The organism is Wolbachia endosymbiont of Drosophila barbarae (genome assembly GCF_044752445.1).
Taxonomy (GTDB): domain Bacteria; phylum Pseudomonadota; class Alphaproteobacteria; order Rickettsiales; family Anaplasmataceae; genus Wolbachia; species Wolbachia pipientis.
In genome coordinates, this window is the sequence record NZ_JBIXJM010000182.1 from 1 (window position 1) to 23,305 (window position 23,305).

The 23,305-nt window shown below is 33.1% G+C and carries 18 protein-coding genes and 2 pseudogenes; 5 read left to right on the top strand and 15 right to left on the bottom strand.

Annotated features, from left to right (window positions below; genetic code table 11):
• The coding region (locus ACIPNH_RS03735) for an IS630 transposase-related protein (protein ID WP_400771409.1) at window positions 1–117 on the bottom strand (117 nt) is incomplete at its 3' end.
• Window positions 118–323: 206 nt separating this feature from the next.
• Here ACIPNH_RS03735 and ACIPNH_RS03740 point away from each other — a divergent pair.
• The 3 genes and pseudogenes from ACIPNH_RS03740 (at window position 324) to ACIPNH_RS03750 (ending at window position 1,863) form a co-directional block, all read left to right on the top strand.
• On the top strand, window positions 324–455 hold the full coding sequence (locus tag ACIPNH_RS03740) for an ankyrin repeat domain-containing protein (RefSeq protein ID WP_007551899.1): 132 nt from the start codon (window positions 324–326) through the stop codon (window positions 453–455).
• A 9-nt stretch (window positions 456–464) separates the two neighbouring features.
• Window positions 465–671: an ankyrin repeat domain-containing protein gene (locus tag ACIPNH_RS03745; protein ID WP_353271049.1), complete on the top strand. Its 207-nt coding sequence runs from the start codon at window positions 465–467 to the stop codon at window positions 669–671.
• Window positions 672–754: 83 nt separating this feature from the next.
• A pseudogene (locus tag ACIPNH_RS03750) lies at window positions 755–1,863 on the top strand (IS3 family transposase).
• A 670-nt stretch (window positions 1,864–2,533) separates the two neighbouring features.
• Here the strand turns inward: ACIPNH_RS03750 and ACIPNH_RS03755 are convergent.
• Genes ACIPNH_RS03755 through ACIPNH_RS03765 form a run of 3 tightly spaced genes read right to left on the bottom strand, consistent with a single transcriptional unit; the run spans window position 2,534 to window position 6,104 of the window.
• Window positions 2,534–3,946 (bottom strand): hypothetical protein, encoded by a 1,413-nt coding sequence (locus tag ACIPNH_RS03755; protein WP_400771815.1) that lies wholly within the window; start codon window positions 3,944–3,946, stop codon window positions 2,534–2,536.
• The gene (locus ACIPNH_RS03760; protein WP_400771817.1) at window positions 3,934–4,623 is read right to left on the bottom strand and encodes a hypothetical protein; all 690 of its coding nucleotides are present in this window, start codon (window positions 4,621–4,623) and stop codon (window positions 3,934–3,936) included. Before ACIPNH_RS03760 ends, ACIPNH_RS03755 begins: the two co-directional genes overlap by 13 nt.
• Window positions 4,624–4,631: 8 nt before the next feature.
• Window positions 4,632–6,104: a hypothetical protein gene (locus ACIPNH_RS03765; RefSeq protein WP_400771818.1), complete on the bottom strand. Its 1,473-nt coding sequence runs from the start codon at window positions 6,102–6,104 to the stop codon at window positions 4,632–4,634.
• A gap of 409 nt (window positions 6,105–6,513) precedes the next feature.
• Here ACIPNH_RS03765 and ACIPNH_RS03770 point away from each other — a divergent pair, with 409 nt between their 5' ends.
• Entirely contained in the window at window positions 6,514–7,413 is a 900-nt protein-coding gene (locus ACIPNH_RS03770) for a DMT family transporter (RefSeq protein WP_141457073.1), read from the top strand.
• Between the two features lie 47 nt (window positions 7,414–7,460).
• A complete protein-coding gene (locus tag ACIPNH_RS03775; protein WP_400771820.1) occupies window positions 7,461–8,768 on the top strand; it encodes a UDP-glucose dehydrogenase family protein in 1,308 nt (435 codons plus the stop codon).
• 17 nt (window positions 8,769–8,785) lie between these two features.
• Here the strand turns inward: ACIPNH_RS03775 and ACIPNH_RS03780 are convergent, their stop codons facing one another.
• The 11 genes and pseudogenes from ACIPNH_RS03780 to ACIPNH_RS03830 all read right to left on the bottom strand — a co-directional run.
• Window positions 8,786–9,931, bottom strand: a complete 1,146-nt coding sequence (locus ACIPNH_RS03780; RefSeq protein ID WP_400771822.1) for an MFS transporter — start codon at window positions 9,929–9,931, stop codon at window positions 8,786–8,788.
• Window positions 9,932–10,071: 140 nt separating this feature from the next.
• Complete coding sequence (locus ACIPNH_RS03785) at window positions 10,072–11,115, bottom strand: threonine aldolase family protein (RefSeq protein ID WP_400771823.1); 1,044 nt, start codon at window positions 11,113–11,115, stop codon at window positions 10,072–10,074.
• A complete protein-coding gene (locus ACIPNH_RS03790; protein WP_141457358.1) occupies window positions 11,112–12,161 on the bottom strand; it encodes a threonine aldolase family protein in 1,050 nt (349 codons plus the stop codon). The genes ACIPNH_RS03785 and ACIPNH_RS03790 overlap by 4 nt, the downstream gene beginning before the upstream one ends.
• 1 nt (window position 12,162) lies before the next feature.
• Entirely contained in the window at window positions 12,163–13,938 is a 1,776-nt protein-coding gene (locus ACIPNH_RS03795; RefSeq protein ID WP_400771825.1) for an ABC transporter ATP-binding protein, read from the bottom strand.
• Entirely contained in the window at window positions 13,939–14,928 is a 990-nt protein-coding gene (locus ACIPNH_RS03800; protein WP_141457356.1) for a phytanoyl-CoA dioxygenase family protein, read from the bottom strand.
• A 4-nt stretch (window positions 14,929–14,932) separates the two neighbouring features.
• Complete coding sequence (locus ACIPNH_RS03805) at window positions 14,933–16,609, bottom strand: WG repeat-containing protein (protein ID WP_141457064.1); 1,677 nt, start codon at window positions 16,607–16,609, stop codon at window positions 14,933–14,935.
• Window positions 16,570–18,897 (bottom strand): glycosyltransferase, encoded by a 2,328-nt coding sequence (locus ACIPNH_RS03810; protein ID WP_400771828.1) that lies wholly within the window; start codon window positions 18,895–18,897, stop codon window positions 16,570–16,572. The genes ACIPNH_RS03805 and ACIPNH_RS03810 overlap by 40 nt, the downstream gene beginning before the upstream one ends.
• The gene (locus tag ACIPNH_RS03815; RefSeq protein WP_400771830.1) at window positions 18,854–19,807 is read right to left on the bottom strand and encodes an NAD-dependent epimerase/dehydratase family protein; all 954 of its coding nucleotides are present in this window, start codon (window positions 19,805–19,807) and stop codon (window positions 18,854–18,856) included. Before ACIPNH_RS03815 ends, ACIPNH_RS03810 begins: the two co-directional genes overlap by 44 nt.
• A gap of 124 nt (window positions 19,808–19,931) precedes the next feature.
• Complete coding sequence (locus ACIPNH_RS03820; RefSeq protein ID WP_141457058.1) at window positions 19,932–20,672, bottom strand: NTP transferase domain-containing protein; 741 nt, start codon at window positions 20,670–20,672, stop codon at window positions 19,932–19,934.
• 120 nt (window positions 20,673–20,792) lie between these two features.
• Window positions 20,793–21,620, bottom strand: a complete 828-nt coding sequence (locus ACIPNH_RS03825) for an ankyrin repeat domain-containing protein (protein ID WP_400771833.1) — start codon at window positions 21,618–21,620, stop codon at window positions 20,793–20,795.
• Window positions 21,606–23,237, bottom strand: a pseudogene (locus tag ACIPNH_RS03830) (ankyrin repeat domain-containing protein); the annotation flags it as partial. The gene ACIPNH_RS03825 and the pseudogene ACIPNH_RS03830, both read right to left, overlap by 15 nt.
• Window positions 23,238–23,305 lie beyond the last annotated feature (68 nt).

A 23,305-nucleotide genomic window follows, 5' to 3' on the forward strand; every position in this document is an offset into this window, starting at 1 on the left:
CTCCCATAAAGTAGTTCGTCCAATTTTAAATCTTGCTGCCACTGTTTCTCTGCTTTCTCCTTCGTCTAGCGCTTCCATTGCTTTTTTCCTTAAGTCATAACTATATGCTGCTGGCACTCAACCTCCTTATCATCTTCTATCCTTATCTTATCACATCCGGACTTCTATGAAAAGAGCTATAACTTATAAAGTCTTTTCGGCAGTTTTAGTGAGGGTCTATTAGCAAGGATGTTGGAGGTTAGAAATGACTATATCTGAAGGTGTAATACAGGGTATAAGGCATAATGATAAGAACGCGATAGGGGGATGATTTTTTGGTCAAGATGGCTGTGCACCATCCAGCTAAGTTTGATAGCTTAGAAGTAACAAAATTTTTAGTAAATAATAAAGGTGTAAGTTTTAACGCTAAAACTAATGACGAAAACAAGCCTATTCATATTGCAGCTGATTTTTGAAATATCGATATTGTAAAATTTTCTCTCAATAAGGGAGTAGAAGTTGGTACAAAAGGTAAAAACAATTGGACTCCTTTGCATTATGCTACCAATAAAGGATATCTAGGAATTGTAAAGCTTCTAATAGAAAAGCAACAACAAGAATCATTTATTAATAATTCTAAAACTACAGATCAGTCTACTATGCTGCCAAGGAAGGCCATTTACCATCTGTAGAATTTCTCATAGAATATAATGCACCCCATAAACTAGACCAAAAAAAATGGTTGATCCGAGTAGGAAAGTAAAGGGGTAAAAGTATGGCAACAAAAAAATATGAACCAGAGTTAAAAGCAAAGATAGCTTTGGAAGCAATAAAAAATCAAAGAAGCACAGCTGAGATATGTAGTGAATATAAAATACCATCAACAAATCTATATGATTGGCGTGATAGAGTATTGGCAAGGTTAAAAGACCTATTTGTTGAAGAAAGTGAAAGTGCGAGAAAACAAAGAATCTTAGCGCAAGAAATAGAAAGTTTACATAAAGTAATAGGAGAATTGACAGTGGAAAATAGTTATTTGAAAAAAAAATTACTGAAATAAGCAAAAAAGATAGAGTAAGATTTATAGAAAAAGATTCTGATCTGTCAATTAGGAAACAGGCTGATTTACTGGGGATTTGCAGATCTAGCCTATATTATAGGCCTATAATTAATAACGAAAGTGAAATTTGATTCAAGAAGTATATTTGGCTTCTGATTGCCGTTATGGATATCGTAAAATTACTGCTGAGATCATAGCGAGTGGAGTAGTAGTCAATCACAAAAAAATCTTAAGAATTATGAAAAAAATGAAGATTAGTGGGCTGTATTGTAGAAAAAGATGTAATACAAGTATTAAAGAAAAAAAGCATAAAATATATCCTTATTTACTCAAAGATTTGATTATTTGTAGAGTTAATCAGGTATGGGCTACTGATATAACATATATTATGGTAGAAGGTAAGTTTGTCTATTTTGTGGCAATAATGGACTTGTATAGTCGCTATATTATTGCTCATTCATTATCACCATATCTCGATGCTGGAGTTTTGCCTTTATACTCTCAAAGAAGCTCTAAAACAAGGTAAACCTGAGATTTTTAATAGTGATCAAGGGGTACAGTTTACTAGCTACAACTTTATTATGGAATTAGAGCGTGCTAATATTAAAATCAGTATGGACCATAAAGGACGTTGCTTCGACAATATATTTGTTGAGCGCTTATGGAGAACTTTAAAGCAAGAAGCTATATATTATTATAGACCAAATAGTATCAGAGATTTGAATCTTATAATAAACGATTTTGTTGCTTGGTATAACTATAGAAGGCGACATCAGACTCTACATTATAAAGTTCCTGCTGATCTCTATTATCATAAACAGTAAATGAATATATTCATAAATACTTTAAATATGTGTCGACGTATTTATCAACATATTCATTTTAAAAATCGGATCACTTTGAAAAAAATGGTCTAGACAAATGGGTGCATTATAATGTATAACAATGTTACAAAAAATAATATCATAGAATTCAGTAGGATAATTCCTAGAAAACCCCTACATACTAAAAAAAGCAAAATGCTGTTAAAATGAGCTTAAGAATAAATAGCAAACATCTAACATAACAATTCTATTTGTAAATCAGGTGAGGCTTATCCTATAGAAAGCTTTCGAACTACGCAAGCGTATCTTTTGCCTTTAGTATTTCTTTATTGTTTAAGATAATAACTGTCTGAGCTCCTCTGCCTTAGCATTATATCTCCACTTTCTGCAAGTTATTCCATTAAGTAGTAAAAATATTAGACTTGCCGCAAAACTAAGAAAAAAAGACCAAAGATAGAGCAGATTGAACTTACAGTAAAAATAGAACAAAAAAACTCCAACAATAAATTATACAAACTTCATCAGGTTAACTTTAACTTAAGAAAACATAAATCAAATTTTCTTGCTCAAAGACCTTGCTTTTTCTCCAACCTTACTCAAACGTACTCTAGCTTAATGCATAATTTTACCCATAAATAACCTTATCTTTGGTACTTTTATTAGTTACAAGTCATCTAGAAAACCCAGATGCTCTACGAAACCCACCAATCAATATCAGATCCTGCTCTTGTCCTACAGCATTTAATATAGCGTATAACAAAACCATCGCATCTCCCCCAGTAATACGCTTGCATCCTCCACAAAATTCGTATTCACTTAACTGTCGATTTGCCTCCACCCTTTTTCGTTCAACTTGTTCTGCAGTGTTAGCATACTTCAACTCTATTCCAATTGGATGAGTATCATCATTTTCCGCAGATTTTGATAATACTAGGTCTATTTTCCTTCCTCTCTGTAGCTGGAACTCAATAATTACCTTGGCAGGATTATCGCAACTTTGAAATATCCCACGCAATAAAGCCTGAAATTTAGCTTCATTGTTCACGAGTAGACGGTTTCCATTTAATAACGGAGACAACAGACGAGAAATCTCATTAAATAAAACTTCATACCTAGCCCTGTACTCACCATTAACATTACTATCATTACCAAAATTAGGCTCAGCACTCATCAACTGATCTGCAAGTTGATGTAAATTCCTAACATTGCCCATTTGTTCTGAAAACCTTCCCTCGAAATAACCTTCACTATGAGAACGTGAGTAAGCACGTAGTGATTCGAATTTCTTTGCAGAAGCCACTTCCAGATGACCCTGGACATCTACTTCACAAAGTACTTGACGCACCTTAGCATCATCTGTGGCTTGAGGCAGTAACGACAGGTTCAATGCCTTGTCTGGTAAAGTCTGCCACTTTAAACGACGAAAAATGTGAAGCACAAAAAAACCAATATTTGATAAAAATAGAGCTAAAGTTAACGCATGGCTTACAATATCTGCTGCATCTCCCCTACCACCTGTACGTTTCATTTTCTCTCCCTGAGAGTGGTTAAATAGATACTTGGTAACCCTTACCTCCCGCCCATCATTTGTTTCTAAGTCCCTCCTTGTAGATAAAACATTTCCAAAAACAAACGATGACGTACAGGAAAAAGTGTTACAATGAGGCGATTGAGTGAACTCTGATGCTATGGGTTGTAAAAAACGTTTTACATTTCCCCTAACTCCATTTCCATGAGGATGTAGTAAACCCGGTATTAAGGAAAGACCACCTTCTGAAAAGGCCTGCACAGAAGTTCGGAGACCAGCACCTCCACGTAATTGAAAATTTAACGCTACACAAACAGCACTTGGTGATGAGGTATGAATAGGCAAAGACGAAACAGAACAACTTTTAGCATAATCTTTAGCTTGCTCTAATCCTTCCTCATCACCAACCTTCAACTCAATTATAATTGGAACCGAATCATTTGTCTGATCAACACCACGAACAAGCAAAACAACATCTGCATAACCTTTTCCTATAAGTAGCTCTGGGTAGAAATCAGCCACAGCTCGGTATCTAAAATTTACTAAAACCCACACAGAAAACCGTGGTAATCAGACTCTGCACGAAACACTAAGCTATCTTCATGTTCATCATGGATATCAATAACATATTCCAAAATTCTTTTAACATTAGTACGCACTTCTCCTGTATCGTCATTTGCCAACTCACTCATCAGATCTAACAATTCACCTTGTTCTCTGATTGGGTTAATTTCATGAAAAATTGGAGCTCCAGGTTCATCACGTTGAGGAAATCTATCTATTTCATGAATAAACCTACATTCTTCTCCAAACCGAAATATTTTATACTCTTCCCAATCCAGATCCTCATCTTCCTGTAATTCTTGTGGAAGATTCTCTTCTACCTGCTGCTTCTCTTCTGCACTAAACCTTGACCCAGGGCTGTTCTCATTATCAGCAACAGTATAACACCTGACTATTCTTCTATTTTCTTTATTAGTGAGAACAGCAACTTTTAGATTTCCATAATTGTCAAAACGAAAATAGACTCTTTCATCTTCAACTAATATACCTGCATCATGTGCAGTAGAAAACATACCAAAAAAGAATGTAGGAAAAAAGCCAGGCTTATTAGCCGAATGCAAAAAAGATGGACAGTTGTTTAAAAAACCTACAAATTGTCTACTAAACTCATCACAACCTCCACTTAATAAAGCCCTAACTAATTCACGATCTTCATTATTACCATGCATAAATACTCCTATTTGTTAACAACTGCAGCAGGCGAAATACTAACATTAGTACCCACTAACGTAGATTGAGGACCTTCAGTGCTAGCAGAGAATAAATTCAAATTTCTCGCTGACTTACACAACTCTTCTATTAAATTGCAGGAGCTAGTTGCATCTATCATCTTAGAATTCCTTGTTTTATCTAAACTATTTGCTATCCTCTCTTTTAATGATTTAAAGCTTTTGTCTGAACAACAATCTTTAGCAAACTTTAAAATACTCAAGACCAAATCAACTTTTTCACCATCGCCAGCACTTTGAGTATCCTTGCTGTTCTCCTGATCTACAATCAAATTTGAAATTGCATTTTCCATTGCAACAAAAGCAATCCTATCTTTAAAAGGATCGACAACATTTATTTTATTTTGGTTAAATACACTAGATTCCCAAAGACTGCTAATAGCTGACCTTGCTTCATTCCTGTTATCCAAGTCATAATCTTTAGAAACTACAACAAATGAAAGCGATGAGAGAAGATGTGCATATCCTCTAGGTGAAAGCATTTTCTCTGCTTCAGATCTTGAACATCCCTCGCTCAAGTACTGGATAACATACTTAGTTGTGCAAAGAAAACCGTGCTCTACTAAGTAACTAAGAGGACGATAGATCACACCCCTATCTTTCTTATTCGGTAGCCCAAGTAGTGACTTATGATCTACTTTTGCGCTTATGACTTTACCTAGAAGGGAATTTAAGGTAGAAGCAAGTTTATAGCTAGATTGCAATGGAGATAATTTTGCAATAGCAGAAACTAGCAATTTTTCTCTCTCTTCTTTCACTAATTTTTCTTCAGAACACAGACGATTATAGAAGTGTTCCACTCCCTTACTCCACTTGAAATCTACAGCCTTATTAAATCCATCTTCTGCTTCTATATTTTCTCTAAGGTTACCTGATTCTTGATCAATCCAGAAATTGAAAACAGGATCACGTCTTCCCATGGAACTTAACAATTCAACTCTTGCAAGCTTATCACTGCAAGCTAAATTCCTATCTTCCTCACATGCACCTTTATGAGATAAGTCAGATCTAAAAGACTCTAACACCTTGTCAAATAATTGCTTAATTTCACTCTCTACACACTCAATACATGCTATTTTATATATAGCAAATGGATTCAACACACCTGATTTAGCTAATTCTCCTACCAATTTAGCAACATCTAGTGTCGCACCTGACCAACAAGATTCATCACGAAACGCATTACATAAGAGGTCCGATTGCTCAACGGTTAGACCCTCTACTGTTACAGGGTGAGACTTGACCCATTCCTCAATAGCTGAAGTTCTATCACCTTTAACAACATCCTTCAGCTTACTTATTACTTTGCTAGAGATAATCTCTTTATTTTTTTTAGGATCAGAACTGAGACGAGATCTTTTGCTTGGGCCTGCATTACCCTTCAAATCTTCCGTTCCACGTTTAGTTTTACTTTTTGGCATCTAATTACCTCAAAATCAAATATTCAATGAAGGTATTATACAAGCATTGGAATAATATATAAATCGAAAAATTAGTGTGCACCTAAATTTAAGCAGTAATTATAGACCTGCTGCAAAAGAGGAGATATTTAAAGAGAGATGTAGCAAGAGGGAATGAGCTTAAATTATCAAATCAACGTTATTCTACTTTACCTCACTAGCATTTTCCTTACCTTGAGCCTTACTATTACTCACAAATACAAACGTTCGTTACATAGCTCTTAATATGTCTACAGAGACGAAATTTCCCGAATTATTTATAATGGACCCTTACGATCACATTCTGGGGACGTACATCAGAAAACTTTTATATTATTAGTTTTGTAGTAAAATTATATGAGTACATCGTATCTATTAAATCAGAAGCTTTATGGATTACAGATTGAGAGCTTATTTGTTTGGGGTTATCTGGTTTATACTTAGCTTACTTAGTAGTGTAGCTAATGATACTATATCAAAATATCTAAGTTTACATCTTCAGAGTTTTGAAATAATTTTTTTCCGCTTTCTGTTTACCACTATTACCCTTGTACCTTTTATGTTTTACTATGGAATAGAAACTTTTAAAACAAGTCAAATATCTACTCAAATAACCAGGGGTGGGTTGTTGTTTTGTGGAATGACCTTATGGACTTACGGGTTGACTGTTTTCCCCATAGTAACTGCAACGATTATAAGTTTTTCTATACCATTATTTGTTATACTTCTTGCAATTCCTTTTCTGGAAGAAAATATAATTTGGCAAAGATGGGTAGTAGCTGTCATTGGTTTTATTGGTATTGCTATTACTACTAAAGCTTATAGTGAGGATTTTAATCCTAAAATTCTTATTTTTATTGTATCTGCATTGATCTTTGCTATATTGGATATACTTAATAAGAAACTTGTAATAAAAGAGTCAGTAATAAGTATGTTATTTTATTCAGCTCTAACGACAACTATTTTTTCTACTCCACCTTTGTTATTTTATTGGCATATGCCTTCCTTGTTGGAGTTAGTATTACTGCTGATTTTAGGAATAAGTTCAAACCTAATTCTGTTCTTCATGTTAAAAGCTTTTGCTCTTACTGATGCTACTGCACTTGCACCGTATAGATACATAGAGCTAATAATTTCTGCAATAGTAACATACGTTATATTTAATGAATTACCTGATAAAAGTGCTTTATATGGTACTTTGATATTAATACCTTCAACCTTATTTATAGCTTATTCGGAAGGTAAGGCAATTAAGAAAAATAATGTAACAACAAAAGTTTATAATTGTTAATGGTATTTATTTTAGATGCTAAGCTATATTTTTAAGGTGATAATAAAATGCACATAACTATTATAGGAGTAGGGTATGTAGGATTAGTATCTGGTACAATGTTATCGGAGCAGGGCCATAAAGTTGATTGCATTGACATAAATACTGAGAAGATTGAACTTTTGAAATCAGGGAAAATTCCTCTATATGAACCTGGATTAGCAGATTATTTAGAGAATAATATAAAGTCACAAAGAATAAGATTTTTCGATTCGTATTTTCAAATAAATCCCAATACAGAAGTAGTATTTATAACTGTAGATACTCCATCAGACTCCCTAGAAAATGCAAATTTAAAGAATGTATATAATGCAGTAAGTGAAGTTTATGAGAGAGTTAATCAAGATTGCTTAATAGTGATAAAGTCAACTGTTCCTCCTGGTACTGCAGAAAATATATATAATTATTTATCTAATAAGGGTTATAACTTTGATTTGGGGGTTAATCCAGAGTTTCTCAAGCAAGGCTCTGCAGTATCAGATTTTTTATACCCAGATAGGATAATAATAGGAGTAAAAACTAAGCTAGCTAGGGCAAAACTAGAAGTTATATATAAATCATTTATAGATAAGAATATTCCGTTAATAGTCACTGATACAGTTACTGCTGAAATGATTAAATATGCTTCTAATGCTTTTCTAGCAACAAAGGTTGCTTTTATCAATGAGATGGCAGGTTTATGTGAGCTATTAGGAGCAGACATTGACCTTTTAGCTAACAGTATGGGAATGGACCATAGAATAGGTAAGGAATTTCTCAAAGCTGGTCCAGGATTTGGAGGATCATGTTTTCCTAAAGATTTGTCAGCTTTAATAAGGCTTGCTGAAGACCACAATGTTAAGCTACAAATTTTAAATTCAGTTAAGGAATCTAACTATAATCATATAACAAACATTGCTAAAAAGGTAGAGTATCTATTAAATGGAGTCCAAAATAAAAAAATAGCGATATGGGGGCTAACTTTTAAGTCTGGTACTGATGATGTAAGAAATAGCCCAGCTATAGCTATTGCACAATTGTTAGTGAATAACAAGGCTAAAATTACTGCATATGACCCAATGGGGATGGATAATGCTAGGCAAGTTCTAAAGGATATAGAGTACGCGGATAATGCTATAGGGGCTGCAAGGTACGCGGAAGCCTTGTTATTGTTAACGGAGTGGAAAGAATTTAAAAATCAAGATTTTGCAAGTTTAAAGAGTATTATGGCTGCACCTAATGTTTTTGATTTCCGTAATTTATTAGATAGCGAGCTGTTACTAAGATATGGTTACCATGTTTATTCCTTGGGTAAAAAATCTATCTACAAAGTTTAACTGTTGAGAAATGTTTTCTACACCTCTTTACTTAGTTTTTTAAGATCTTTGCTTGATAATATGGAAAAGCAAACGAGTGCAACAACAGAGCAAATGGAAAAAAATGAAAACATAATACTGTTACCACAGTGCTTAACAAGTACTCCTAAGAGCACGCATGAAAATATTGAACTTGCAATATACCCAAATAATCCTGTTAAGCTTACAATTGCACATACATTATTTTGTGGAGCAATTTCTACAGCTATAACACCTGTCAGTACTTGCACTCCAAATATAAAGAATCCTGATAAGATTGCACCAAGGTTCATAAGAATTATATTTTGACCAAAATTCATTGCAATAAAAGTGAGTGCTATACCCAACATGTAAAGTAATGCCAGCAAGCTTCTATTTTGAAAGAAGTACATATCACTAATTCTTCCTGTGATTAAAGTCCCGAGGATTCCACCTAAATCATATACGCCTGTTATTAGTGAGGATTGTACAAGAGAAATTTGTAATTTATCCCTTAAAATTATAGGAAACCAAAAGAAGATTCCCATTTTTATAATATAAGCACAAAAAGTAGCACAACATAGAAACCATATGGAACTTGTTACCTTGATACCTATTTGAGATTTCTGCACCTTATAATAGGTAGTAAAGTTGGCACTTTCTTTGTAATATGCCTTTAATATTATATAAATTCCAAAAAGTAAGCATAAGAAACCAGAGTACAAAAATGCACTTTTTGCATCATATATTTTAATTATACTTGGTAATACAATTAAAGTAATACAAGAACCAAGTTGCTGAGATGCGCTCATAACTCCCCATGATGATGCAATTGAAGAGATGCTAGAGTTTGTAACCATAAACTTGGTAATAGCTGGCCAACCTAACCCTTGTGTCCAAGCTAATAATATTAATGTTAACAGTAATAAAGTTAGATTATTATATGATAAAGTTATACCAATGGTTAATAATCCAGTTGCAATATTGCATAGCCCAAACATAAATAATGGATTATTTTTGGAGTCCATGATTATTCCATTAACAAATTTTGATACTCCATAAAAAAAAGAAAAGCAGGCAAAAAAATAGCTTAATTTTACATGGTCAGTATCTATTAACAGTGGCAGAGCAATTGGTATACTTTGTCTTGATAAATAAAGCAGCATATATCCACAGAAGAATAGTAAATATTGAAAGAAGACAAAGTTCACACCTATTCCCAAATAGCTCTATGCAGATGCTAGCATAATACTATATTGGTATAATATTGTTTGACAAGAAGTTTGCAAATAATTAGTGCAGAAAATTACTTACTTAGTATCTTTCTTATAGCAGATACAGTAGTATTAATATCTTCATAGCTTATATCTCTATGTGTTATAGCTCTGATTTTACCTTTGATGTTAGCCATTCTAATTCCATAATTTGTAACTAGTACGTTTATTAATTCTTGAGTAGATATACAATTATTACGTAATGAGAAATACGCTATATTAGTTTTGTATAGGTTGATATCAATTATAACTTGATCTATAGAGCCTAGGCCTTCTATAAGGTGCTGCATTTTTTTATGATCTTCTCCTAAAGAATTTACATTATTATGTAGAGCATATAAACATGCAGCTGAAATAATGCCAGCTTGGTGCATACCTCCGCCAATTTGAAACTTATAGTACCAAGCTTTTTCAATAAAATCTTCACTTCCAAGCAATATTGCGCCCATTGGAGCACCTAATCCTTTACTAAAATCAATGAATACCGAATCAAAATAACTTGCATACTCCTTTGGAGATATTTTAGTATGAGCACAAGCGTTGAACAGTCTTGCTCCATCTAAATGAGTGAATACGTCATTCTCTTTGCAGAGACTTGAGATCTCTTGAATATATTCTAAAGGCCACACAGCTCCACCACCAAAATTAGTCGTTTGTTCGATAGAAACAAGCCCAACTCTCGGAATATTTCTTAAACTAGGACGAGTAATAAACTCAACAATTTGTTCTCCAGTAAATATTCCTCTTGTACCTTTGATGGGCAAAGGAGTAGCATGTGCCTGGGCTGCGATCAAGCCAGATTGTACTATGAGTGGATGTGAAGTTTCATCAAGCAGCAAGTAATCACCAGGTCTTTGAATGTGTACTTTATAAGCAATTACATTGGACATCGTTCCTGAAATCAAAAAGATTCCTGCAGGTTTACCTAATATTTTACATGCGGTTGCCACTAATTCGTTCACAGTTGGATCTTCACATGCAGCTTCGTTTCCAACTTTTGCTTTAGCCATCGCTTCCCTCATTTTAGCTGAAGGGTCAGTGTTTGAATCGCTAAAGAAATCTATTTTTATTCTCATATTAAATTTAACACAACCTCCTTTATAATTTCAGCAGCTTTCATGATGTCTGTTTCCTTTGTGCCAAGATGGGTAACTGCTCTTATATGAGACTCGAGCCAAGGAAAAAGCAATAAACCATAAGCTTGGCACTTACTCAAGAAAACCTCATTAGTTACATTTAGTGCTTTTATACTAAAGCTTACTATATTAGTTTCTGGATAAGGTAGTACCAGTTTTATGTGTGGAATTTCTTTAATCTTATCTGCAAGTAATTTAGTGAGCTTATTATCTTCTTTAAGCCTAGAGATATTATTCTGTAGTACGTATTTTGCTGCATTAGCACAATACCCTATCTGATGATAACCACTACCTAGCCAAACCTGTAGCTTTTTAGCCCTTTCAATTATCTCTCTTTTACCCATAAGCATTGAACCAAAAGGAGCGCCAAGTCCTTTAGTAAAAGAAAAGCTCATTGTATCCACATATTTAGCATAATCTGCTAAAGCAATATTTGTTTCGATATGAGCATTAAATATTCTTGCACCGTCTAAATGAAGATTTACATTGTGAGCTTTTAAAAAGTGATATAACTCGACTTGTTTTTCAAAAGGATAAATTTTACCATTAAACCCATTTATACTATTTTCTATAGAAACAAGACTCACCTGAGCAAAAATTTTATACCTCGGCTTAGAATTAATAGCACATTCTACTTCAGCAACATCTAAGATTCCGCTATTATTTCTAATACAATTAAATACGATATTATTTACTTTTGCATTGCCTGCACTATCGAAAAAATTAACGTGATAATTATAATGAGTTATTAGTTCATCACCAGGACTTGTTTGACTGGCAATGGCTAATCTATTTGCAAGCATACCGCTGGTTACAAATAATGCCTCTTCTACTTTGAATAATTGTTTGCAATATTCTGATAAGTCATTACAGCTTTTGTCTTCACCATAAGCAAAATCTCCAACAGTTGCATTACTTATTGCATGTATAACGTTGGAGCTCTGCAGAGTTGTAGTGTCACTTCTCAGATCAATAATTTTTTCCATCTTATTTTTTGCCATTCAAACAACCAATTTGAGCATTCCAAAGTTCCTTGTAAAGACCTTGCTTAGAAACTAATTCAGCGTGTTTACCATCTTGGACAATTTTTCCTTTGTTAAATACTAGAATTCGGTCCATGTGTAAAAGTGTAGAAATACGGTGTGCTATAGTAATCGTAGTTTTATTTTGCATCAGTTTAAATAAACTCATTTGAATTGTTTGTTCTGTTATAGAATCTAACTGACTAGTTGGTTCATCGAGAAATAATATTGGAGCGTTTTTTAAAAATGCCCTTGCTATTATTATTCTTTGTCTTTCTCCTCCAGATAGCTTGATGCCTTTTTCTCCGACTGTAGTTCCATATTGATCTGGTAGAGTCATAATGAAATCGTGAATACCAGCCAGCTTTGCAGCTCTCATTATTTCTTCGATAGTAGATTGAAGTTTACCATATATGATGTTTGCTAAAATAGTATCATGAAATAATAATGGATCTTGAGGTATTACAGATATTTGTTTCCTCAAAGAACTCTGTGTAACTTCTGATACTATTTGATTATCAATCTGTATATTACCTTTTTTAACATTAAATAGCCTTAGAATTAAGTTTATAAAAGTAGATTTACCACCTCCAGAATAACCAACTAGGCCTACCTTTTCGCAAGGATTAATGGTAACTGAGAAATCTTGAAATAATGGCTCCTGACCTTCATAAGAAAAAGAAACATTATTAAACGTTATTCTTCCACTTAATAAATTTAATTCTTTAGCATTTTTCTTATCTTGAATTTCTGGTACGGTAGTTAAGATTGGCAATGCATCTAAAACTTTGCCGAAATGAGTAGAAAATTGGGTAAGATTCCTAGTTAGATGGTTAAGAAACTCTATAATCGATATATTAATTCCAAGTACAAGAGCAATATCTCCTATTGCGATCTTGTTCAATTGATAGTCATAAATTAAAAAGTACAAGTTTACTGCTTGGAGTATATCAAATGAATAGCCATATATAAACCAAAGACAAAAGTATGCCCATTGTAATTTTCTCTCTGCAATAGTTCTTTTCTTGCATATTTGAAAAAATTTGTGTCTCTCATGTGCTTGCTGAAAAAATAGCCTTACTGATATAACATTTAAAATACTATCTGCTATACTAGCTATTACTTGTGAATTTTGTTTAGAGTAATTATCAGCTAGTTCAGTAAGTACACGAAAGCTGAAAATCGATACTAAAATAAAAATGCTTACCCAAGTGAATGTAGCAATTGCAAATTTTATGTTTACTAATGATAAGGTATAAATAGCTAAGACTAATGCTATGCTGTAACCGAAAAAACAATCTATAAGCAATCTTATTAACTCTATCACACTATCCATTAAGCTACTGACCTTATGTACTAAGCTTCCAGATAAATTGTTCTGATAATAGGAATGGTCTTGTTGGAGTAGTCTACAAAAAGATATATCAGCTATCTTTTGACGCATTAAGGTAAACATTCGAATGTCAACAAAATAGCCATAGAATCTAAAAGCAGTAGTGATAAGTAATGCCATACCAAGATAAGCGCTTACAGGTAATAAAAGATTCTCAATTACATTACCTTCCTGATATTTTACAGCTGTATCTAGAATATTTTTTACTAAATACTTTCTAAAAGACAAATCAATAGCTACCACCAGGGCAACTAAAGACATTATAAGTACATTAAGTTTGAATTTAGATACTATATTCAAGATGAACATCAATACACATTTGAAGCTATCAACTCTACTTCTGTTCATTTATAATGCTAGCTCCACTACGTTGACTTTTTTATTGAGAAATACAAGTAGTGAAAACCATAAATTTTTGTATATTTTTCCTGAGATGTCTCCAGCATCATGTAGTGCTGATGCTCGATTCAGAATAAGTAGCTTATATAAATCTCGCTTAGCCTCAGTAGTGTCGATCTCAGAAATATTTGTAGTTGTGTCTGTAATAAAGGCTAACCAGCTCTTGATAAGTTCTTCCATGTTTTTTGCTTTTACACTTTCCTGATAGCCAAACAATGACAAGCATTCTCTCAGTACAGATTCTGTTAACTCACCACAATTGAGTATACCAAAAACTGAAGGCTGAGGTTTTGGCACATAGGGAAGATCTTGATCTTTTATAATCCACCTTGTTACATAAGCAAATCTATCTTTAGCATCTGTATTCTTATCACTACCATGCCATAACCGTGAATCAAAAACTATTGCATCTCCTGCTGAAATAGGTAATGACTTAATTTTGTAATTTTCCCGATTATTTGAGTACTGATCAAAAAAATATGGGTACCAAAAATCAACTAAAGGCTGTATTTCCCATTTATGACTGTTTTCTATAATTTGCAGTGCACCTGAAGTTTCACTTACATTATTCAAAGCTAACCAAACAGAAAAGTGGTAAGGATCATTGAAACTATAGGAGATGTCTTGGTGGAAGGGAACTGCATCTATTAAATCAGCAGTTTTACATATAACATTTGATTTTTTCTGCAGTATCTGACACTGAAGTGACTTTTCAAGGTAATTTTTAATAATTTCATCTAATGCTTGAGAGATAATTCTAGTTACTCGAGATGACGTGCCCCATCTGCCGGTACAGTTTAAGTAGTCAGAAGTTGAAACACTTAGTTCTTGGGATAGCTCTGATATCTTATTTGTTATATCACTTAAAGACTGAGTTATTAGCTTTAAAGGAACCAGATTTTTGATAATAAAAAAACCATTTTTTTGTAGTATTTCCATATGATTAATACCTGACATCAATGACTGATAAGTAATCTGTTAAAGGCACAACAGCAAAAATTTTGAATCCTTTTACTTGTTTTAATATTTTTTCCCAATCGCTTAATGTTCTTAGTTTACCTCCTGTTTCAACCATTACATTAATATCTACAGAGCCTCCAGTTGGAGAGCGGTAATCTAAAATAGTTTCTATCAATAAAATACGAGATATTCCTTTGACCAATTTTAAATAAGATAATACTTTATCATCATCATAATGCTGCAGAAAGCGGCAAAAGACACCTAATTCATAATTTGTAACTGATAGTTCTTCCTGAGTTATAAGTTTGACTTTTAAATTTTCTACTAACTGTCTTGGTACTTTATGTTCGTTATATAGGCCTATAGAACCTTTATTGTGTATATCAGAATAAGCAAGAAATAAAGAGTGTACACCAAATAGCAATATATTCTTAGCACCATCTATATTAATCCTAGAATTAAACTCTTTAGTATCAAATCTAGAATATCCTAGCAATGCTTGGTAAAACGCTATTTTCTTATCTTCTGATGCTTCTCTTTCCTTAAAAGATTCAAATGAAGAGATTGACTTCTGTTTTAGTATATCAGCAATATTTAACCAATTCTTTTCAGCGGCAACTCTTGCCCACATCGTTGCTGCTTTTGGCAAAAATGGTATTTCCTTAAAACACTTACCTTTTGATGATAGTTGCCATAAGTCCTTGTCCTTATCGTAATCAATAAACCCTATTTCCCACAACGCCCTTAACAGCCTTTCTAGATTTGGTACGATAATGTTTAACTTTTTAGATAAAACTGGCATAGTTGCAGGTAAAATATTTAACAAATCAAGTTCAATAGCAACGCTTGTTAGGTAAGTTTTCCAAAAGGCTGAAAGTTCTGCAGAAATCCTATGCACTTGAGATTCTTTACCTAAATCAAAAATACTAAACTTTACATTTCCAGTAATATTGATTTGTCCTAACACACCTTCAAAAGTTTCAACCTTTGCCATGCCATTATAGAATGCTTCTACCATTTTAAATCTCTGCTGGTAAACAGGATCACCATTAATATCTATATGAAACCAACCATGTTGATCTTCTGCAATAGAATACCCTTTATGAAAAACATTAAGTTTTTTATACCATTTATTATGTACTAACTTTCCATGATGATTAATATGTGTAGCTTTGTCATCCTTATAGACTACAGAGATACCATCCTTAAAATCTCCAACATAATCATATTCCTCCTGATAAATTCTGTTGCCATTTAAATTAATATGAAAACATTTATCATGTCTTCTAACTACACAAGCATCTTCCTGATAATTTCCAATCCATTGATAAGACTGTTTGTATACTCTACATCCAGATGAATCAATATGGTAACACCCTGTATCATCTTCTACGGCTGCTCTATTAAAGTAGAATCCAAAAGTTTTCAGAAATCTATTATGATAAACTGCTTCTCCTCTTACATTGATATGATAAGCACCTGTCTGATCATAAACCGGTGCAAGACCAGGCTCATGAAATTTACCAACCTTTATAAACCTATTTTCATACAAAGGATTTCCTAGCAACTCGTGAAAACTCTCACACGGTGAAATTTTAATAGATTTAAGATTATCTTTGATTAATTGATCAAAGGTTTTCTCATGTTGCATGTTTTGCATAATTTGTAATTTAAATAATTCTTTTGTAAGCTTAGGTACTCACTACTCTGCCATATTTCCTCGAGTTTAACCTCATTAACATTACCAAAATTTCCTAATGTCTTACGGAGTTCATCTGGAGCACAGCAAGGACTAAATTTTCCTTCATTGTTTATCCATGCTTCTTTACCTAAAAATGGGCATTGACCACCTGGAGCCAAATCCTTAATACCTTCTTGAGAAAGGATTGTGAAATTTTCTAATTTTATCTTTTTACCATTTGGCAATAGAATATTATCTCTAAGTTCGTATAACCTTCTCACCTCCGTGTTCCATCTACTAATTGCTAACTCATCTCTTCTCATAGATAGATCCTTAATTTCCTCAAAATGTGCCCAAAGATGATGTCCTTTAACTCTATCTATGCCGTTTTTTATGGCCATCTTAACTATGTCATAGAGTTCATGTAAATTACTTTCCAAAAATGTTAATTGTAAAGTAACGGTACACCTTTCACCTGTATCGCTAAAGTATTTATCTCTAACTTCAAGGAAAGTTTTTAAATTTTCTGTCACTACTTCCCATTTTGAACCTTTCATGATTCTTTCATGAGTTTCTTTAGTTGCCCCATTCCAGGAAATCTTAACATCAGATAAAATTGGTACCAATAGTTCAGCCCATTTTCTAGCTCCTTTAATAGGAAAAGAACCATTGGTTGTGAGGTTAAGCTTAAGGTTGAACTCATGGCACAAATTGATTATTTCATCAAAGCTTTTATACATTAAAGGCTCACCCATAGTAGAAGGAATGATTTCCCTTAAAGGTGTTCCAGCTGATTCCTTAATTACTTTTCTGATAGTTTCTATCGACAGTATCTTAGGTTTTATTCTTTTAGCTTTCTTTTCTTCTTTAACTTTGCTGTATGGTGAAAAACATTCGCACATTATACAAGCAAAATTGCAGTAATCTGGATTAGTATCAAAAGTAATTCTCCAAGGACCGGGTTTAACAGCTACTGATTTGCCTTTCTTTTCAATAGCATTACGGTAAATCTTGTTAAGTTTTTCAGTATGCTCACTTATAGAAGGTATATTTCCATTTTCAGTATAAGGATAGCCTTTTTGGGTAAGTTTATTGTATAACTCCTGATTTGTAGATAGGACTTGCATTTTTTCTGATAAACTACTTGCATCTCTGTGCTTAAACAATAGTCCATCTCTTACATATTCTGCCATGCCACCATAATCGGCTGTTATAACTGGTATTCTAAGTTGCTGTGCTTCATGTATTACTAACGGTGAATTTTCACCCCAAATTGAAGGAACGACTATTGCATCAACTTTATTAAATACGTCAGTAACTATATTCTTATTATTATAACTTCCCATCCACTCTATTCTTTCTTTAACAACAGGTGAAAACTGATCGGCAATCGCTTTTAAAGCTCTAGTTTCTTCTCTTGCTGCTCCCCAAATTCTAAGTTTTGCTTTGGATGATAAGTGAGAAAAAGCCTTTAGTAATAGGTCAAGACCTTTTTCGGGAGTATGAGTACCAATATAACCGAAAATAAACTCTTTTTCTTGTACTCTATTTCTATTCTTAAGACGACTGAGATCAAAACCATAATCAAGATAAGAAATTTTGTTTATCGGAACATTGAGATCCTGAGTAAATTTATCCATCAAGAATTTCGATGGGGAAATAAAGTAATCTATATAGTCTATTATTTTCCTTGTGTGCTTCATTCTAGTTGCAACCCATTGTTCCCAGTAATTTATGTCTAAATTCAGGAATTCTTCATCTCCTGTAAAATATCCTTTGTAACATTGAGTTGCACATTTTTGATCCTTTTGTCCATCACAAAGCCGTAACAAATCTTCAGAATTTCGTTGAATAAACCTTCCTCTTGGACACATTAACCAAAAGTCATGTAGCGTAAAAATTGTAGGTATATTTTCTTTAAAAGCAATTTCTGGTAAAGTAATTGATAGATGATTAAGATGACCAAAATGTATAAGATCTGGCTGAAAGTTATCTATTACTCTTTTAAATTGTATATCTACTTCTCCATTGATAAATTTGTAACGATATTTAGCTGTGGGTATATTAATTAAATGCAGTAAGATTCGAGAGTCACTACTATCTAGGACTGTAGTGTAATAAAAATCAGGTAAAAAGCTATTTTCATACCTAGTAAATACTTGTACCTCATTGTTATTTGCTAGTTCATGAGCAAGAGTTTGGCTGTAAACCTCTGAACCAGCACTATAATAAGGAGGGTAACCATGAATAACTTTTAATATTTTCATATATTACCATATCTATATTGTTAGGATACTCTTGTATATTGTTTTGTAAACTTTTTATAAAATTGCTTAATCCTACTTCTAATGAATGCTTTGGAGACCAACCAAGTAGCTCTTTAGCTCTAGTAAAATCACCATGGAACTTAGTTACGTCAAAATTTCTTGGAGGATAAAAATCAATTCTAGAATCACTTTTCGTGACTTTTAATATTGTTTTTGCTAAGTTTTCTAAAGTACATGGGCTATTAGTAGTAAGATGAATAGCAGGAAGAGAAGATTTTTCACTTTGTAAATATTTAACAGTTAAGCATATACCCTCTATAACATCATCCAAGTAGGTAAAATCAAAAACACATTCTTTACCTTCTATTTTAATTGGATCACCTCTTAATGCATTAATATAGAGTGCAGGAATTACTCTACTGTTATGATCTAGTAAACCACCGTATACATTTGAAAAGCGTAATATTGCTACATTAAAATCTTTTAAGCTTGTTATTTGTTTCTCAATAAATGCTTTACCTTTGGCATAATTATTTATTGGATTGATACTAGCAGATTCTGTAACCGGCAGTTCCTTCTGCTCTCCATAGACTTCCCTACTACTTGCATATATAAACCATGGTTTATTTGAAAGTGACTTACATAACCCTAAAAACTGCATTGTACCATCAACATTAATTTTTTTACACAGTTCAGGATAAAGTTCACCATGTATAACCCGAGAAATTGCAGCCAGATGAATAATTCCTGTACACTTAGCAAGTAGTGGTACTATATCTTCTGAAAAAAAACTGAGTGGATTGTTGCAAAACCTAATATCGCAGCTTATTACTTCATGGCCCTGATTTTCTAACTTTTTCACCAAGGCTGACCCTATCAAACCTGCAGCACCTGTTATTAATATCCCCATGTATACCCTCTCACTACAACTAGGAAAATTTGTCGTACCAATTATCTTACAAGTAAGAATCAAAAGGTATTATAAAACCAGTATAAAACAAATGTCAACTTAAATTAGTGAATAAAAAATGTGATTATGAAAGAAGAGTTGTTGCTTGAAAATAGTGTTCAGCTTTAACCAAATCCTCTTTATTATTTACTCCCATTGCTTCTCTTTCATCAGTAACTACATAACCTACACTCAAGTTATTGGTTGCTGCAATGGGTACTATATCATTAAGACAATATTCATTGGTCGAATTATTAAATTTTATTTCTTTTACTAAGGTAGAGAGATCTTTAGCATATGAAGCTATTATTCCAGAGTTTGCAAGAAGCATTTTATCTCCATTTTTTAGGATTTTTTGAACATTGCCGTAATTATCAATTACTAATCTTCCATATTGTTCATCTTGACTATTGAATCCAAGAAGAACTAAATTATTATACTTTAAACAATCAGTCATTTTCATAACTGTATCACTAGATATAAAAGGAGTGTCTCCATACTGTATTAAAACTATGTCTTGATCAGATAACTCCTCCAGATTTTCTAGAGCAATTTTAACTGCAGTGCCAGTACCTGTAATATCTTCTTGAATTATTAGTTTTATATTGTATTGATCGATTATACTTTTTAGGGTATCAAACTTTTCTAAATCTTTTAGAAGGGAGTTGTTAACAACAATTGATAAGCTTTTTAGACTCAGCAATTTTGCATTAGAAATTATATGTTCTAAAAGAGTAAGATTTCCCACTTGGTGCAACGCTTTTGGATATTCAGAATTCATTCTACTGCTCTTTCCTGCTGCTAATATTATCAAAATGTTACTCATACATGACTTAGGGATTGATTAGATAGTAAGTTAATTTATAATTAATAAGATGTAAAGCCCACTATAATTTTCTAAATGATCTAGATCTTGGCACCCTCATTAGAGTTTCATTTAAGAGAGCTATAACTTCAAACTCTTTACTCTATTTTCTACGCTGACATCTTGTAAACTCTGATCTGGACTTTTTAATATTTCTAATAATCTACTTGCAAGGTTTAAGTGTTTATTGATTACTGCAACCTGGACTAATGACTTGTCTTGATCATTACGAGCATTTGTTACAGCTACGCGCTCATCAGGTTTTATTGCTTTCAGCTTACTGATAATTTCAACATTACCATTTTTTGCATTCTCAAACAGCTCTTCTACTAATTTCAATAGGTTAGTAATATTCTGGTCTCGAGAAAGATCAAGTGGTATTTTACCTTCCTTATTCTTGATGTTATAAATTGCACCATGTTTCAACAAAAACTTTACAGCTTCAAAAAAGCTATTTTCAGTAGCAACATGCAACGATGCAGTGCCTTTAACTATTGTTTTAGCATTAATAAAATCACTCAATTTATTGTGGCTTACACGTTGTAACAAAGCTTCAATAATTTCTTTATGACCTTTGGAAGCAGCAGTGTGTAATGGTGTATTACCTTTGTTAGTAACTTTAGTAGCATCAGCTCCATTTGCTAGCAAGATATTTACAACTTTTATGTGCCCATTATTAACAGCATAATGTAATGGCGTTCTTCCATCCACGTTTTTCGAATCAATGATTGCTCCATCTCTAATGGAACTCTCAATTCCTAAATAATTATTATCTTCTATAGCCTTAAATAACTTCTCAACCAATTTTAGTAATTTTATGACTTCTGGGTTTCCTCTTCTTTCTGCAAAGTGTAATGGTAAAACATATCTACCTCCTTCAGCTCTAGCATTAAAGTATGCTCCGCTCATAAGTAGAGACCTAACTATATCTAAATTACCAATTTGTGCCCCTAAGTGTAAAGGCGTAGCATTTTTATCCATTTTTGCATTAACATCCGCTCCATTTATAATAAGAGTTTTAACTACCTTAGGATGACCATATTGAGCTGCAAGATGTAGGGCTGTGCCTTTATTTTGATTTTCTTTTACATTTACATCAGCACCATGTTTCAATAGAACGGTTGCTATCTGATCATAACCTTTTTCTGCTGCAAAATGTAAAGGAGTCCAATTTGTGTGATCTAAAGCATTAATATCTGCTTCCTTTTCTAAGAGCAATTCAACCACCTCTAAATGATCATGGTCTACTGCAAAGTGTAGAGGTGTAGTACTTTTAACTGTTTTAGCATTAATGTCTGCTCCTTTATCAAGCAAAGATTTAGCAACTTCTAAACTACCATCATATGCTGCACAATGTAGAGGAGTCCAACTTCTGTTATCTAGAGCATTAATATCTGCTCCATTTTCAATCAAGAAATTCATTATTTCCAAGTGATTATGTTCTGCTGCCAAATGTAGAGCTCTTCTACCATCATCCATCTTTGCATTTATATTTGCTCCTTTTGCAATTAAGCTCTCTACTATTTTTAAAGAAAAACCATTATATGCTGCATTATGTAAAGGAGTCCAATTCTGATCATCCACGTTGTTAATGTTTGCTCCATTTTTAATTAAAAAATCACTCACCTCAAAATGACTTTGCTGAATTGCTAGATGCAAAGGTGTAAAACCTTCGTTTTTTTTAGCATTAACATTGGCTTTTTTCTCTATTAGTAGCTTCACTACTTCTAAGTGACCATTCTGAGATCCTATATGTAAAGCTGTGGAATTATTGTGGCCTTTAGCATTAACATCAATTCCCTTTACGAGAAGAAGAGACTTAACTACTCCAAAGTGATTACGTTCTGCTGCTAAATGTAAAGGTGTAAGATTCTCATAATCCTTAGCATTAACATTAGATTTTGCTTTTAGTAAAATGTCTACTAACTCTAAAAAGCCATTTTGAGACGCTAAATGTAGAGGTGTAATCTTATCATCTGTTTTTGCATTAACGTTTGCTCCAGGTTCAAGCAGAACTTTAACTATATCTAACCTACCAGTTTGTGTTCCCAGATGTAAGGGTGTAATGTTTGCATCAACTTTATGATTACCTATGCCTGAAGATCCAGCGTTAATATTAGACCCTTGTGAAATAAGAGCTTTAACTACTTCGAGGTTACCATTTTGTACTGCAGAATGCAAAGGTCTTGCTCGATCATTATTTACAGCATTAACATCTAACCCCTTTTCAATAAAAACATTTACTATATCTAGATGACCATTCTCTGCTGCTAGGTGTAAAGGTGTATTAAGTTTATCTGTTTTAGTACTAAGATCTGCTCCATTTGCAATCAAGGTGTTGACTATATCTAAATATCCTTGCTGGGATGCAAAACTTAAAGGTGTAAAGCCTAGAATGGCCCTATGGTTTACATCTGCTCCATGAGCAATAAGAAAGTTAACCATCTCTAAGCGATTTTTTGCAATTGCAAAATACAGTGGCGTAAAGCCATCGTACTTAATCTCTGAGTTAATATCTAAACCCTCTTCTAAGAAACTCTTTCTGCTAGTAGCTCTTTTTTAATCAAGACATAACCAAATTCACTAGCTTTCTT